Source organism: Pseudoxanthomonas sp. 68-E7, assembly GCF_057773145.1.
In genome coordinates this window covers 407,267-421,824 of the sequence record NZ_JBYMTI010000003.1, presented here as the reverse complement: position 1 = coordinate 421,824, position 14,558 = coordinate 407,267, and the positions used below count along the sequence as shown (strand labels likewise).

At 68.1% G+C, this 14,558-nt stretch carries 13 protein-coding genes and 1 riboswitch; of the genes, 9 read left to right on the top strand and 4 right to left on the bottom strand.

What is annotated here, in order from left to right; translation table 11 throughout:
* The first annotated feature begins 79 nt into the window (after positions 1 to 79).
* From AC3DE2_RS09975 to AC3DE2_RS09960, 4 genes are all read left to right on the top strand, one after another.
* Positions 80 to 739 (top strand): hypothetical protein, encoded by a 660-nt coding sequence (locus tag AC3DE2_RS09975; RefSeq protein WP_488426045.1) that lies wholly within the window; start codon positions 80 to 82, stop codon positions 737 to 739.
* 88 nt (positions 740 to 827) lie between these two features.
* Positions 828 to 1,034: riboswitch (cobalamin riboswitch) on the top strand.
* Positions 1,035 to 1,304: 270 nt separating this feature from the next.
* The gene (locus AC3DE2_RS09970) at positions 1,305 to 3,641 is read left to right on the top strand and encodes a ribonucleoside-diphosphate reductase subunit alpha (protein WP_488426149.1); all 2,337 of its coding nucleotides are present in this window, start codon (positions 1,305 to 1,307) and stop codon (positions 3,639 to 3,641) included.
* Between the two features lie 523 nt (positions 3,642 to 4,164).
* Positions 4,165 to 5,184, top strand: a complete 1,020-nt coding sequence (locus AC3DE2_RS09965; protein ID WP_488426044.1) for a ribonucleotide-diphosphate reductase subunit beta — start codon at positions 4,165 to 4,167, stop codon at positions 5,182 to 5,184.
* A gap of 130 nt (positions 5,185 to 5,314) precedes the next feature.
* Positions 5,315 to 5,731: an acyl-CoA thioesterase gene (locus AC3DE2_RS09960; protein ID WP_488426043.1), complete on the top strand. Its 417-nt coding sequence runs from the start codon at positions 5,315 to 5,317 to the stop codon at positions 5,729 to 5,731.
* Between the two features lie 7 nt (positions 5,732 to 5,738).
* Here the strand turns inward: AC3DE2_RS09960 and AC3DE2_RS09955 are convergent, their stop codons facing one another.
* Entirely contained in the window at positions 5,739 to 7,232 is a 1,494-nt protein-coding gene (locus AC3DE2_RS09955; protein WP_488426042.1) for an alpha/beta fold hydrolase, read from the bottom strand.
* A gap of 66 nt (positions 7,233 to 7,298) precedes the next feature.
* Here AC3DE2_RS09955 and AC3DE2_RS09950 point away from each other — a divergent pair, with 66 nt between their 5' ends.
* Together AC3DE2_RS09950 and purU are read left to right on the top strand one after the other, a co-directional pair.
* Complete coding sequence (locus tag AC3DE2_RS09950; protein WP_295379278.1) at positions 7,299 to 7,811, top strand: MarR family winged helix-turn-helix transcriptional regulator; 513 nt, start codon at positions 7,299 to 7,301, stop codon at positions 7,809 to 7,811.
* A gap of 70 nt (positions 7,812 to 7,881) precedes the next feature.
* The gene (gene purU, locus AC3DE2_RS09945) at positions 7,882 to 8,733 is read left to right on the top strand and encodes a formyltetrahydrofolate deformylase (RefSeq protein WP_488426041.1); all 852 of its coding nucleotides are present in this window, start codon (positions 7,882 to 7,884) and stop codon (positions 8,731 to 8,733) included.
* A 9-nt stretch (positions 8,734 to 8,742) separates the two neighbouring features.
* Here purU and AC3DE2_RS09940 read toward each other — a convergent pair whose 3' ends face one another.
* A complete protein-coding gene (locus tag AC3DE2_RS09940; RefSeq protein WP_488426040.1) occupies positions 8,743 to 9,645 on the bottom strand; it encodes a LysR family transcriptional regulator in 903 nt (300 codons plus the stop codon).
* 132 nt (positions 9,646 to 9,777) lie between these two features.
* Here AC3DE2_RS09940 and AC3DE2_RS09935 point away from each other — a divergent pair, with 132 nt between their 5' ends.
* Positions 9,778 to 10,773, top strand: coding sequence for an aldo/keto reductase (locus AC3DE2_RS09935; RefSeq protein WP_295379271.1), 996 nt, complete (start codon positions 9,778 to 9,780; stop codon positions 10,771 to 10,773).
* Positions 10,774 to 10,832: 59 nt separating this feature from the next.
* Here the strand turns inward: AC3DE2_RS09935 and AC3DE2_RS09930 are convergent, their stop codons facing one another.
* On the bottom strand, positions 10,833 to 11,618 hold the full coding sequence (locus tag AC3DE2_RS09930) for a TSUP family transporter (protein ID WP_488426039.1): 786 nt from the start codon (positions 11,616 to 11,618) through the stop codon (positions 10,833 to 10,835).
* Between the two features lie 133 nt (positions 11,619 to 11,751).
* Here AC3DE2_RS09930 and AC3DE2_RS09925 point away from each other — a divergent pair, with 133 nt between their 5' ends.
* Complete coding sequence (locus tag AC3DE2_RS09925) at positions 11,752 to 13,095, top strand: amidohydrolase (RefSeq protein WP_488426038.1); 1,344 nt, start codon at positions 11,752 to 11,754, stop codon at positions 13,093 to 13,095.
* A gap of 102 nt (positions 13,096 to 13,197) precedes the next feature.
* Here the strand turns inward: AC3DE2_RS09925 and AC3DE2_RS09920 are convergent, their stop codons facing one another.
* Entirely contained in the window at positions 13,198 to 13,671 is a 474-nt protein-coding gene (locus AC3DE2_RS09920) for a protease inhibitor I42 family protein (protein WP_488426037.1), read from the bottom strand.
* 52 nt (positions 13,672 to 13,723) lie between these two features.
* On the opposite strand from AC3DE2_RS09920, the gene queF reads away from it, so the two are divergent.
* A complete protein-coding gene (queF, locus tag AC3DE2_RS09915; protein ID WP_488426036.1) occupies positions 13,724 to 14,539 on the top strand; it encodes an NADPH-dependent 7-cyano-7-deazaguanine reductase QueF in 816 nt (271 codons plus the stop codon).
* The last annotated feature ends 19 nt before the right edge of the window (positions 14,540 to 14,558 follow it).

Here is a 14,558-nt window from a genome sequence, read left to right as displayed (position 1 = left end):
ATTCACGGTAGGCCGCTGCGAAGGTTCATCCTGGCTTTGCCAGACTCGACCGCGCTGTTGCGAACGAGAAGGAAAATCGATGAAAAAACGTCTGGGCGCGCTCGGCCTGCTGGGCCTGCTGACGGCCTGCCAGCCGGAACACCCCGTTGAGACCGCGCACGCCACGCCCGCTCCGCCGGTCGCGCCGCCACCGGTTTCCGATGCCCAGGCGTCACGCATCGCCCTGCAGGCCCAGTTCGTCGACGAGGCCCTGGGCGTGGCGATCCTGCCGTTGCCTGGTTTCACCCTGCGGCGTGATTTCCGCCGCGACTACCTGGCGACCGACGACTGGAAAACCTTCGCCGAACCGGACAGTCGCGGCAAGGCCGTGGCCGCGCTGGTCCTGGACGGCTCCAACGAGATCACCGCGGCGGAAGTGCGGCTGGGTGTCAGCGACGATCCCGATGCGGTGGCCGCCTGCCTGGAGGTCTCCGACTCGGCGCTGCCTTCCCCGCGCGACGAGATCCGCGTCGACGGCCAGCCGTTCCGTCATTTCCGCGCCAGCGATGCCGCCATGAGCCACTACCTGACCGTCGACGCCTATCGCGCGGTGCGCCAGGACCGCTGCTACGCGATCGATCTGCTGATCGTCGGCACCCGTCCGGAAGTCTACGATCCGCCGCGCACGCCGCCGTTCGACACCGCCACCGCGCAGGCGCGGCTGCGCGAGGCATTGGCCGCCATCCGCTTCGTGAAGTAGCTGATCCGTGAAACGCCTGCCACTGCGAGAGGCGGCGTTCCACAGCTGGCGCGGCACCACATTTGGTGTTGACGCTCACATTTCCCCCCACTATCTTGTGGCCGTCGGTTCTCCCGGTCGCACGCCGGGGGATGAAAAGGGAAGCCGGTCGAATGCCGGCGCTGCCCCGCAGCGGTAGGTGGAAACGAACCCGTCATTGGCACTGAGGCGCCCTGCCTTGGGAAGCGACGGGCTAGGAGGAAGCGAGGCTTCCGCGTCCACGAGTCCGAAGACCTGCCGACAGCCGCGCGCCGCACACCGCGCGGTGCCGGCCGCGGAATCTCCGGGGGGAGATGGCTGGTGAAGCAGGCCCGCCGTCCGTCGTTCCGGTCGCGGCCCCTGCGACGCCGCTTCCCCACCCTGTTGCTCCATCCGGCCTTCCGCTGCCTGCGAGGGACAGGCCGCCGCGTGCATCACGCATGGAGGAAGCCCCGTGGCCCCGACCGATACCGCCGTCGCCGAAACCGACGTCCCCCCGTCCCAGAAGGACGCATTCCTGTTGACCCCGCCGCCCACCGCCACCGCGATGAGCGTGACCAAGCGCAACGGCAGCCGCGAGCCGGTGGATCTGAACAAGATCGTCCGCGCCGTGCAGCGCAGCTGCGAGGGCCTGCACGCCATCGACCCGATGCGGGTGGCCACCCGCACCATCTCCGGCCTGTACGACGGCGCCAGCACGCGCGAACTGGACGAACTGTCCATCCGCACCGCCGCGCTGCTGACCGCCGAGGAGCCCGAATACAGCCGGCTGGCCGCGCGCCTGCTGGCCAGCTACATCGCCAAGGAAGTGACCGGGCAGGAAATCCACGCGTTCTCGCAGTCGGTCGCGCGCGGCCATGAGGTCGGCCTGATCAACGATCGCCTGCTGAACTTCGTGCAGACCAACGCGCGCAAGCTCAACGACGCACTGGACGCGTCGCTGGACCTGCATTTCGACTACTTCGGCCTGCGCACCCTGTACGACCGCTACCTGCTGCGCCACCCGCATACCCGCAAGGTCATCGAGACCCCGCAGCAGTTCTTCCTGCGCATCGCCTGCGCGCTCAGCGAGGATGTCGCCGAGGCGCTGGGGCTGTACCGCCGCATGGGCAACCTGGACTACCTGCCCAGTTCGCCGACCCTGTTCAACGCCGGCACCACCCACGAGCAGCTGTCCTCGTGCTTCCTGCTGGACTCGCCGCAGGATTCGCTGGAGTCGATCTACCAGCGCTACGGCGACATCGCCCAGTTGTCCAAGTTCAGCGGCGGCATCGGCGTGAGCTATACGCGGGTGCGCTCGCGCGGTTCGCTGATCAAGTCGACCAACGGCCATTCCAACGGCATCGTGCCGTGGCTGAAGACGCTGGATTCCTCGGTCGCGGCGGTCAACCAGGGCGGCAAGCGCAAGGGCGCGGCCTGCGTCTACCTGGAAACCTGGCATGCCGACATCGAGGATTTCCTGGAGCTGCGCGACAACACCGGCGACGAGTCGCGCCGCACCCACAACCTCAACCTGGCCAACTGGGTGCCGGATCTGTTCATGAAGCGGGTGGAGGCGGATCAGGAATGGTCGCTGTTCGATCCGCGGGTGGTGCCGGAACTGACCGACCTCTACGGCGAGGCGTTCGAGCAGGCCTATCTGCAGGCCGAGACCCAGGGCAAGGCGGCCAAGGCGGTGCCGGCGCGCAAGCTGTACGCGCGGATGATGCGCACGCTGGCCGAGACCGGCAACGGCTGGATGACCTTCAAGGACAAGTGCAACCGCGCCAGCAACCAGACCCTGCGCGCGAACAACGTCATCCACCTGTCCAACCTGTGCACCGAGATCCTGGAGATCACCTCGGCCGAGGAAACCGCGGTGTGCAACCTGGCCTCGATCAACCTGGCCCGCCATTTCGACGAATACGGCGATTTCGACTTCGAGCGCCTGGCCGAAACCGTGCGGCTGGCGGTGCGCCAACTGGACCGCGTGATCGATCTGAACTTCTATCCGATCGAATCCGCGCGCCGGGGCAACCTGCGCTGGCGTCCGGTCGGCCTGGGCTGCATGGGCCTGCAGGACGTGTTCTTCCGCAAGCGGCTGGCGTTCGACAGCGCCGAGGCCCGCACGCTGTCGCAGAAGATCGCCGAGACCATCTATTTCCATGCGTTGGAAACCTCGTGCGAACTGGCCGAGGAACGTGGCCGCCATCCATCCTTCGCCGATACCCGCGCGGCCGGCGGCGAGCTGCAGTTCGACGCCTGGAACGTGGCGCCGCAGGACATGGCGCGCTGGGACGCGCTGCGCGGGCGCATCCGCGAGCACGGCCTGCGCAACTCGCTGCTGATCGCGATCGCGCCGACCGCGACCATCGCCTCGATCGCCGGCTGCTACGAGTGCGTGGAGCCGCAGATCTCCAACCTGTTCAAGCGCGAGACCCTGTCCGGCGACTTCCTGCAGGTCAACCGCTACCTGGTCGCCGAGCTGAAGCAGCTCGGCCTGTGGACGCCGGAGATGCGCGATGCGATCAAGCTGGCCGAAGGATCGATCCAGGGTGTCGCGGAAATTCCGGAACCGCTGCGCCAGGTCTACCGCACCGCGTGGGAACTGCCGATGCGCTCGCTGATCGACATGGCCGCCGATCGCGGCGCCTATATCGACCAGTCGGCTTCGCTCAACCTGTTCATGGAGAGCCCGAACATCGGCGCGCTCTCGTCCATGTACATGTATGCGTGGAAGCAGGGCATCAAGACCACCTACTACCTGCGCTCGCGTCCGGCCACCCGCATCGCCAAGACCACGGTCAGCCGCGCCGGCAACGAGACCCCCAAGCCGGCGTATACGGCGGTGGAAGCGGTGTCGTGCTCGCTGGAGAACCCGGAAGCCTGCGAGGCCTGCCAGTAGCGGTTTCATGCGCGGCCGGGAGGTCATGCCTCCGCAATCCCCACGCAGGATGCGCACAGGAAGACGGGAACAGGACGTTCCGGGCGCAGGGACGCGCCAATCCATTGAACCGCCCCTCCCCGCTTGCGGGGGAGGGCTGGGTGGGAGCGAGACCGGAGCCATGACGGCGAATCGTTCGCGGTATCCACGGAAGCGCCATTTCGCTCACCTGGCTTCATCGCAGACGATCGCAATCCTGCTCCGTTCGCCCCCATCCCAACCTTCCCCCGCAGGCGGGGGAAGGGGCAGTAAGTCGCGAACGGTGCACTCCGCTCCGTTCGCCCTCATCCCAACCTTCCCCCGCAGGCGGGGGAAGGGGCAGTAAGTCGCGAACGGTGCACTCCGCTCCGTTCGCCCTCATCCCAGCCTTTCCCTCGCGAGCGGGGGAAGGGACAGAAAGTAGCGAACGGGTGCACTCCGCTCCATTCGCCCCATCCAGCCTTCCCCCGCGAGCGAGGGAAGGGACAAAAGCAGGAAACACGACATGCCCGCCCACGCCCGCCAGATGCTGCTCGATCCCGGATTCGAACTGACCCTGCGCCCGATGCGCTATCCGCAGTTCTACGAGATGTATCGCGACGCGATCAAGAACACCTGGACGGTGGAGGAGATCAACTTCCAGATCGACATCAGCGATCTGCACGACAAGATGACCCCGGCCGACCGCCACCTGATCCATCGGCTGGTCGCGTTCTTCGCCACCGGCGATTCGATCGTGTCCAACAACCTGGTGCTCAACCTCTACCAGCACCTCAATGCGCCGGAAGCGCGCATGTACCTGTCGCGGCAGCTGTACGAGGAAGCGCTGCACGTGCAGTTCTACCTGACCCTGTTGGACAACTACCTGCCGGACCCGGCCGAGCGCGTCAAGGCGTTCGCGGCGGTGGAGAACATTCCCTCGATTCGCAAGAAGGCCGAGTTCTGCTTCAAGTGGATCGATTCCCTGCAGGATCTCCGCCGCATCGAGACCCGCGACCAGCGCCGGCAGTTCCTGCTCAACCAGATCTGCTTCGCCGCCTGCATCGAGGGGCTGTTCTTCTTCGCCGCGTTCGCCTACGTGTACTACTTCCGCTCGCGCGGGTTGCTGCCGGGCCTGGCCTCGGGTACCAACTGGGTATTCCGCGACGAGAGCTGCCACATGGAGTTCGCGTTCGAGTCGGTGCGCACGGTGCGCGAAGAGGAGCCGGATCTGTTCGACGACGGCATGCGCCAGCAGGTGTACGACATGCTGGCCGAGGCCATCGAATGCGAAGTGCAGTTCGCCGAGGACGTGTTGTCCGGCGGCGTGGCCGGCATTTCCACCCGCGACATGCGCCAATACCTGCAGCACTGCGCCGATCAGCACTTCGTCAAGCTGGGCATGGAGAAGAAATACAACGTACGCAACCCGCTGCCCTTCATGGAACTGCAGGACGTGCAGGAGCTGACCAACTTCTTCGAGCGCCGCGTCTCGGCCTACCAGGTCGGCGTGCAGGGCGAAGTCGGTTTCGACCACGCGTTCTGATCACCGTCACTTACTGTAGGAGCGACGTAAGTCGCGACCGCCCAGCCGACCGCCATGCGGGTCGCGACTTACGTCGCTCCTACATGCGCTAGGATGCGCCCGGGAGGCGCTGGCCACACGGAGCAACCGCATGTCCGAACATCCCTCGCACGATCCGCGCCCGGCCGAGGCGCGCCTGCTGCATATGGTCTTTCCCGACCACACCAACCACCTGGGCACGCTGTTCGGCGGGCAGGCGCTGGCCTGGATGGACATGTCCGCCTTCATCGCGGCCTCGCGCTATGCGCGCACCACGGTGGTCACCGCCCGCTCCGAACAGGTGGATTTCAACCAGCCGATCCACAAGGGCGACCTGGTCGAGGTCATCGCGCGCATCGTCAAGGTCGGCCGCAGTTCGATGAATGTCGACGTCGAGGTCATCACCGAGGATCTGCTGAGCGGCGAGCGCAAGCTGTGCACGCGCGGGCACTTCGTGATGATCGCGCTGGATCCGCTGGGCCGGCCGACCCAGGCGCCGCCGCTGCCGCCGCCGATCGTGCAGGGCTGAGGCAGCGTCAACGCCGCGCGAGGGGCGCCGGAAAATCCGGAGGTGCGAAAGCGGGCGGCGGCAGCGTCACCTCCGCGGGCAGGTCGCCGAACTCGCCGGTGCGCAGGAAGTGGTGCACGGCCGCCTTGGCCTTCGGCTCGTTGCGCAGCTGGTAGAACACGCCATCGTGGCCGCCGCGGTGGATCACGATCGCGCGGCCATTGCGCAGGTAGGGCAATTGCGCCTGCATGTTGTCGATCGGGGTGGAGGTGTCCCAATCGCCATGCACCATCAGTACCGGGACGTCGATTGGCCGCAGCCGGCGATAGTCGTCCCCCAGGTCGGGCGTCGGCCAGCGCGGCGCGGCCGCCAGGTAAGGCGCAAAACCACCTTCGCCGACATAGGCGCGCGCCGGATCCTGGCGCAGCAGGTATTCGCGCTGCGGCGTGATGCCCAGGCTGGTGTCGATCAGCGGTCCGATCAGCGCGTACGCGTGCGCCTGCCGTCCCTCGGCCACTTCCCTGGCCCACGCCGTGTAATGGCCGTGGTACAGCGACAGCACGAAGGCCGGCCAGGTTTCCGGCGTGCCGGCTTCCGCCAGCAGCGAGGCTTGCAGGTCAGCCAGGCCGATCACCACCGGCGCGTCGCCGTCCCCAAGGTCGACCGCGATCGGCTGTCGCGCGAGGCGTTCGCGCAGGGCATCGATGGCGGCCATCAATCCGCCCGTGGGCAGGTAAGGCGCCAAGCCGGTATCGCGATCGGCCTCGAAGGCGATGCGCTGCATCGTCGCCAGCAGCGGCGAAGGCATGTCATAGCCGAAATCCAGCGGCTCGATCGAGGCCAGCACGGCGCGCGCGACGATCTCCGGGTGCGAGCGCATCACCGCGAAGCTCCATTGCGAGCCGAAACTGCCGCCGAACAGGCTGATGCGCGGATAGCCCAGCGCGCGGCGCAGGTCGTCGACGTCGTCGGCGCAGGCCACGATGGTGTAGCCGGCCAGGTCCTTGTCCGGGTGCGCGGCCACCGCCGCCTTCGCCCGCAGGCGCGCGTCATCGATATCGTCCTGCGCGGTGAATGCGCGCCCGCGCGGCCATGCCGGGGACATCGCGGTCAGCTTTTCGCCGCGGTCGCTGTAACCGCGTTGCTCGATCACCACCAGGTCGGCGGTATCGCGGTAGCTCAACCAGGACGCCAACCGGCTGCGCGCGGCTTCACTGCCGCCGTCGAAGGCATCCAGCACCGACAGGCCGGGGCCGCCGGGCAGCCAGAACACCGGCGGCGCATCACCGGGGACGCGGGCGCGGATGCGGGCGAAGCCGACGCCGATCAGCCGGCTGCCGGGAACCCCGCGATGCTCGGGCACGTACAGCGTGCCGATTTCATAGGGAACCGCGGTGCCGTCCGCCGTCTGGACGGTCCCGGCGGTGACCACGATGTCGCCGGCCTGCCGCGCCTGCGCGGGCATCGCGGAACCGAATGACGACAACAGCACGAGGAGCGACAGCCACGGCGCACGCTTCATGGGCGGGATTCCGGCAGCGGGGAGCGCAGCCTCGCCCGGAAGATATCTTTATGTCAAGATATCTCCATGACGCCCCCCGCCGCTCCTCCTCCCGATCTGATCGACCAGCTGTTGGCGGACTGGCGCCGCGAACGTCCCGACCTGGATGCCGGCGCGATGGCGGTGGCGGGCCGGGTCCTGCACCTGGGCCGGCTGCTGGAGGTCCGCGCCGACGAGTGCCTGAAACCGCTGGAGCTCAGCTATACCGAGCTGGATCTGCTGGCGACCCTGCGCCGTTCCGGTGTCCCCTTTCGGCTCTCGCCGACCGAACTGCGCCAGTCGGTCCTGCTGACTTCCGGGGCGATGACCGCCTGCCTCAACCGGTTGCAGGCACGCGGCCTGATCCGGCGCGAACCGGATCCGGGTGACGGCCGGTCCCTGTTCGCGGTGCTGACCGCCAAGGGCGTGAAGCTGGCCGAGCGCGCCATCGCGCTGCGGTTCGAGCAGGCGCGCCGGGCGGTAGCCGGACTGGATGCCGACGAACAGGCGCAGTTGGCCGGCTTGCTGCGCAAGCTCGGGCAGGGCATGGCCGCCGACTGACGGGCGACGCATGGTGTCGCGCATGGGCAGCGCGGCCCTACACTGGCCCGCCCCCTCCCGCGGCCGCCGCATGCGCCACGACCACATCCTCACCCTGTCCTGCCCGGATCGCACCGGCATCGTCTACCGGGTCACCGGGCTGCTGTTCGAATCGGACTGCAACATCATCGATGCGCAGCAGTTCGGCGACGAGGAATCCGGGCGCTTCTTCCTGCGCGTGCATTTCGACCTGCCGTCCGCGGCGGCGTTGCCGGCGCTGGAAGCGCGCTTCGAAACCCTGGCCGACGCATTCTCGATGCGCTGGCGGGTCCACGACGCCCGCCGCAAGGCGCGCCTGCTGGTGCTGGTCAGCAAGCAGGGCCACTGTCTCAACGATCTGCTGTTCCGCGCGCACAGTCGGCAGTTGCCGGTGGAGATCGCGGCGGTGGCATCGAACCACCGGGATTTCGCGCCGCTGGCCGCCTCCTATGGCGTGCCGTTCCACCATCTGCCGGTCGACGCCGGCAATCGCGCCGTGCAGGAACGCCGGATCCTGGACCTGGTCGAGCAGGCGCAGGTGGATCTGGTGGTGCTGGCGCGCTACATGCAGATCCTTTCGCCGGGCCTGTGCGATGCGCTGGCCGGGCGCGCCATCAACATCCACCACAGCTTCCTGCCCAGCTTCAAGGGCGCGCACCCGTACCACCAGGCGTACCAGCGCGGGGTCAAGATCATCGGCGCGACCGCGCACTACGTGACCCGCGATCTCGACGAGGGCCCGATCATCGAGCAGGACATCGCGCGGGTGGATCACGCGATGACCCCGCGCGATCTGGTCCGGCTCGGCAGCGACACCGAATCGCTGGTGTTGTCGCGGGCGGTGCGCCGGCACGTGGAGCATCGCATCCTGCTCAACGGGCATCGCACGGTGGTGTTCCGCTGATCCGCGCCGCTAGGACGGCGGTGGCAGCACCTCGCGCAGGTAGTCGACGAATACCCGCAGCTTGGGCGGCAAATGTTCGCGCGCCGGGTAATAGATGTGGAAGCCGGCGAACGGCTGCTGCCAGGCCTCCAGCACCCGCACCAGCTCGCCGCTGCGCAGCTCCGCCACGACCTGGGCCTCGAACACCTGCGACATCGCAAGGCCCTGCCGCACCAGCACGAGGCCGAGGTCGCTGTCGTTGACGATCAGGCGACCGCCCACTTCCACCTCGAAGTCGCGCCCTTCGCGGGTGAATTCCCACGCCATGAGGCGGCCATTGCTGCGCCGGTAGCGCACGCATTCGTGATGGACCAGGTCGGCCGGTTCGACGGGTTTCGGATGGCGCTGGAAATAACCGGGCGTGGCCACGATCGCCTGGCGCTGCATCGGCCCGATCGGCAACGCCACCATTTCCCGGGCCAGTGACTCGCCCAGGCGGATGCCGGCATCGAAGCCGCCGGCCACCAGATCGGCCAGGGCCGGTTCGACGAACAGCTCGACCTGCACCTCCGGCCAGCGCGCCATGAACGCCGGCAGATGCGGCGCGATCATGCGCTCGGCCACCACGTTCGGCAGGTTGATGCGCAAATGCCCGGCAGGCCGATCGCGCAGGAAATCCATGTCGCGGAACGCCTCGTCGATCTGGCGCAGGCCCGGCGCCACCTGCTGCAGGAAGCGCTGGCCATGCTCGGTCAGCGCGACCCGGCGGGTGGTGCGGTTGAACAGGCGCACGCCGAGCTGGCTTTCCAGCGCGCGCACCGTCTGCGACAGCGCCGATGGACTGACGTCCAGTTCGGCCGCCGCGCGGCTGAAGCTGGCGTGGTGCGCGACGCGGGCGAAGGCGACGACCGCCGGCAGGGGATGCGATGCCATTGTGAAGCCTGGCTTCAAACAGGATTCGGATATTGCGCCTTTATCCATGCAATCGCCAGCCCTATCGTGTTTCACACCGCCGCCATCGTCCCCACCCGCGCGGCGCCTCCCCCTCCCGCAAAGGAATTCCCGATGAAAACCCGCACGCTGGGCCGCAACGGCCCGACCGTCTCCGCCCTGGGCCTGGGCTGCATGGGCATGAGCGCCTTCTACGGCGGCCGCGGCGACGACGCCGAATCCATCGCGGTGATCCACCGCGCGTTGGAGCGCGGCCTGAGCCTGCTGGACACCGCCGACATGTACGGCCCGCACACCAACGAAGTCCTGGTCGGCCAGGCCATCGCCGGCCGTCGCGAACAGGTATTCCTGGCCACCAAGTTCGGCATCCGCCTGGATCCCGCCGACCCGCACGCCCGTGGCGTGGACGGACGCCCGGAGTACGTGCAGGCCGCCTGCGAAGCCAGCCTGCGGCGATTGGGCGCGGATCACATCGATCTGTATTACCAGCATCGGGTCGATCCGCAGGTGCCGATCGAGGACACGGTGGGCGCGATGTCGCGCCTGGTCGAACAGGGCAAGGTGCGCTTCCTCGGCCTGTCCGAAGCGGCGCCCGACACCATCCGCCGCGCCCACGCGGTGCATCCGATCACCGCGGTGCAGACCGAGTACTCGCTGTGGTCGCGCGAACCGGAGAGCAATGGCGTGCTGGATACCGTGCGCGAACTGGGCATCGGCTTCGTGCCCTATTCCCCGCTGGGCCGCGGTTTCCTGACCGGGGCGATCCGTTCGCTGGACGATTTCGACGCCGACGACTACCGACGCCACTCGCCGCGCTTCCAGGGCGACAACTTCGCCCGCAATCTGGCACTGGTGGATAAGGTGCACGCCCTGGCGGCGGCCAAAGGCGTCAGCGCGGGGCAGCTGGCGCTGGCCTGGGTACTGGCGCAGGGCGAGGATCTGGTGCCGATTCCGGGCACCAAGCGCCTGCGCTACCTGGAGGAGAACCTGGATGCGCTGGACGTGGTGCTGACGCCGGACGAACTGGCCGCCATCGAAGCCGCCTTTCCGCTGGAAGCCGTGGCCGGCGATCGCTACACCGCCGCCGGCATGGCGATGGTCAGCCGCTGAGTTTCATCGCCTCGCGTCACGCGTCCGGCCCACGCCGGGCGCGTGGCGATCACCGCCGACTACAGCCCCAGCCATTGGCGCAGTGGATGCGCCGGATCCGCCAGCAGGCGGACGGCCAATGCGATGGAGACCGTCACCAGCAGCGGCTTGATGATCCTCGCGCCCTGCTTCATCGCGAAACGCGAGCCCAGCTGCGCGCCGATGAACTGGCCGGCGCCCATCGCCAGGCCGACCTTCCACAGCACCGCGCCGGTGGCGATGAACACCGCGAAGCCACCGACGTTGGAACCGAAGTTGAGGAACTTGGTGTGCGCGGTCGCCTTGAGGATGCCGTAGCCGGCCAGGCTGACGAAACCCAGCATCAGGAACGAGCCGGTGCCCGGCCCGAAAAGGCCGTCGTAGAAACCCACCAGCGGCACGAAGCCGAAACCGAACGCGGCCACGCCCATGCGGCGATGCCGATCGACCTCGCCGATGTTCGGCTTGAGACCGAAATACACCGCGATGGCGATCAGCAGGAACGGCAGCGCGGCCTTCAGCCAGTCGCCCGGCATCACCGTCGCCAGCAGCGCGCCGCCGACCGCGCCCAGCGCCGCCATCGATGCCATCGGCCACTGCTGGCGCAGATCCACGTGGCCGTGGCGCGCATAGCTCCAGCTGGCCGAGGCGGATCCGAACAACGATTGCAATTTGTTGGTGCCGAGTGTCTGCAACGGCGGGATGCCCGCCAGCAGCATCGCCGGAATGGTGATCATGCCGCCGCCGCCAGCGATGGAATCGATGAAACCGGCCAGCAGGCCGGCGAGGAACAGCAGCAACAGGATCTGCAGGGCGACGTCGTGCATGGGAGGCTTGCGATGTGGCGGATGGCGTCTCGAACGGCCAGGGGCCACATGGAACGCATCTGACAATGATAGTCGCCATCCCCGCGCGGCGCCGGGATCCGGGTAGCATCGGCCCGTCCCGAACAGGAATCCGATGATGCGCCTCGCCCTGTATGCCGTGCCGTTGTTGCTCTGTGCCTCGCTGCCGCCCCCCGCCCACGCGCAGCAGGCCGTGCCCGGCCAGCGCCCCGAAGTGGCCACCGCCGCGCGCGATCTGCAGGACAAGGTCCTCGCCTGGCGACGCGATTTCCACCAGCACCCGGAACTGTCCAACCGCGAGGAGCGCACCGCCGCGCAGGTCGCCGCGCACCTGCGCAAACTGGGCCTGCAACCGAAGACCGATGTCGCGTTCCATGGCGTCACCGCGGTCATCAAGGGCGGCAAGCCGGGACCGCGGGTCGCGCTGCGCGCGGACATGGACGCGCTGCCCGTCACCGAGCAGACCGGTCTTCCGTTCGCCTCCAAGGCCACGTCCACCTATCGCGGCGAAACCGTGGGGGTCATGCACGCCTGCGGTCACGACGCGCACACCAGCATCCTGATGGGCGTGGCCGAGGCGCTGGTGGCGATGCGCAAGGATCTGCCCGGCGAGGTGCTGCTGGTGTTCCAGCCGGCCGAGGAAGGCCCGCCCAGCGGCGAGGAAGGCGGCGCCTCGCTGATGCTCAAGCAGGGCCTGTTCGAAGAATTCAAGCCCGACGCGGTGTTTGGTCTGCATGTGTTCGCGAACATCCCGGTGGGACGCATCGCGGTGCGCCAAGGGCCGATGATGGCGGCCTCGGATCGCTTCAGCATCCGCATGGTGGGTCGCCAGACCCATGGCTCGCGGCCGTGGGGCGGCATCGATCCCATCGTCGCGATGGCCGATCTGATCGGCACCGCGCAGACGATCGTCAGCCGCCGCACCGACATCTCGCGGCTGCCGGCGGTGGTGACGTTCGGCGCGATCAAGGGCGGCATCCGCTACAACATCATTCCCGACGACGTGGAGGTGCTGGGCACCATCCGCACCTTCGACGAGGGCATGCGGCAGAAGATCTTCGCCGATCTGACCAGCGTGTCCGAGCACGTGGGTGCCGCGCACGGTGCGCGCGCGGAAGTGAACATCGAAAGCCACGACGGCAATCCGCCCACCATCAACGATCCCGCGCTGACCGCGCGCATGCTGCCAAGCCTGCGCGCGGTGGCCGGCGTGGACAACGTGTTCGAACCGCCGCTGCAGATGGGATCGGAGGATTTCTCGCTGTACGGACAGAAGGCCCCGGCGATGTTCTTCTTCGTCGGCGCCACCGGCAAGGACGTGGATCCGGCCACCGCGCCCAGCAACCACTCGCCGAAGTTCCTGCTCGACGAAGGCGCGCTGGATATCGGCTTCCGCGCCCTGCTGCAGGTGACCCTGGATTATCTGAACGGGACGCCGGCGCCCGCGTCGGCCGGTTGAGCACGCCGCGCACCGCCAACGCTGCATCTGCCTCCGCTCATCCGACCGGGCCTGCCTCCCGGTCGGAGCACGGACGCCAGCCACAGTCGCGGGAACCGCGACTCAGTCCTTGCCGGCAGGCGCCGGGGGCGCGCTCACGGTGACCCGATAGCGCGCCTCGCGCACCGGCGGCACGTCCTTTTCCCAGGTGCGGCGGTAGACCAGCCGCACCTCGGCGGTACCCGGTCGCTCGGCCACGAAACGCCAGCGCGCGGTGCCGCCCGCGCCGGGCATCGGCGGCGTCGCGGGACCGTCGTGGGCCGACGGGGGAGGCGTGGCTTGTCGCAAGACCGGCGCACCGGTTTCCACCAGCTCCCATCCGTAGCCGGTGCTGGCGTTGGCCGGCAGGGCGATGTCGAGAAAGCCGCCCACGTCCAGGACTTGCGTTCCAGCATCGGCCGGCACTTCGGCCGTGGCGGCCGCGGGTGCGGGACCATCGGCGCCGGCCGCGGCCGGTTCGACCGGCAGCGAGGCACAGGAGGTGGCCAGCGCACCGGCGACGGCCAGGCTTGCGCAACGTATCACGAGGCTTCGCATGACGCTCTCCAGTGACGCCTGGCGTACAGGCGGGCCGGAATACACTAGCAGCATGAGCAAGCCCGAAGACTCCCTGCTGGGGCGCGAAGTCGCCTATCCGGACCACTACGATCCCGGCCTGCTGTTCCCGATTCCGCGCCACCAGGCGCGCAGCGAAATCGGCATGTCCGACGATGCGCTGCCCTTCCACGGCCACGATCGCTGGCACGCCTATGAGCTGAGCTGGCTGGACGCGCGCGGCAAGCCGCGGGTCGCCACCGCCACCTTCACCGTGCCGTGCGATTCGCCCAACCTGATCGAATCCAAGTCGCTCAAGCTGTTCCTCAATTCGCTCAACGCCACCCGCTTCAACAGCGATGCGGCGGTGCTGGAATGCATCCGCACCGATCTGTCCGCGCGCGCGGGCGCCGACGTGACGGTGGCGTTCGGACTGCCGCCGATGCAGGAAGTGGTGGAAGGCGAATCGCTGGACGATCTGGATGTGGAGATCGATCACTACGGCCCACCGCGACCGGAAGGACTGCTGATCGACAGCACCGTCCTGGTCGAGGAAACCCTGGTGTCGGCCCTGCTCAAGTCCAATTGCCCGGTCACCGGCCAGCCCGACTGGGCCACGGTCCTCATCCGCTACGCGGGCCCGCGCATCGATCGCGCCGAGCTGCTGCGCTACCTGATCGGCTTCCGCGATCACGCCGAGTTCCACGAACAATGCGTCGAACGCATCCATCGTGACTTGATGACACATTGCTTGCCGCAGTGGCTGTCGGTGGAAGCGCGCTATACCCGCCGCGGTGGCCTGGACATCAATCCCTGGCGTGCGAGCCGGGGAGTAACCGCGCTTCCGGCGCGGCGCGAACCGCGCCAGTAGCCCCTGGCTGAAGGCCATC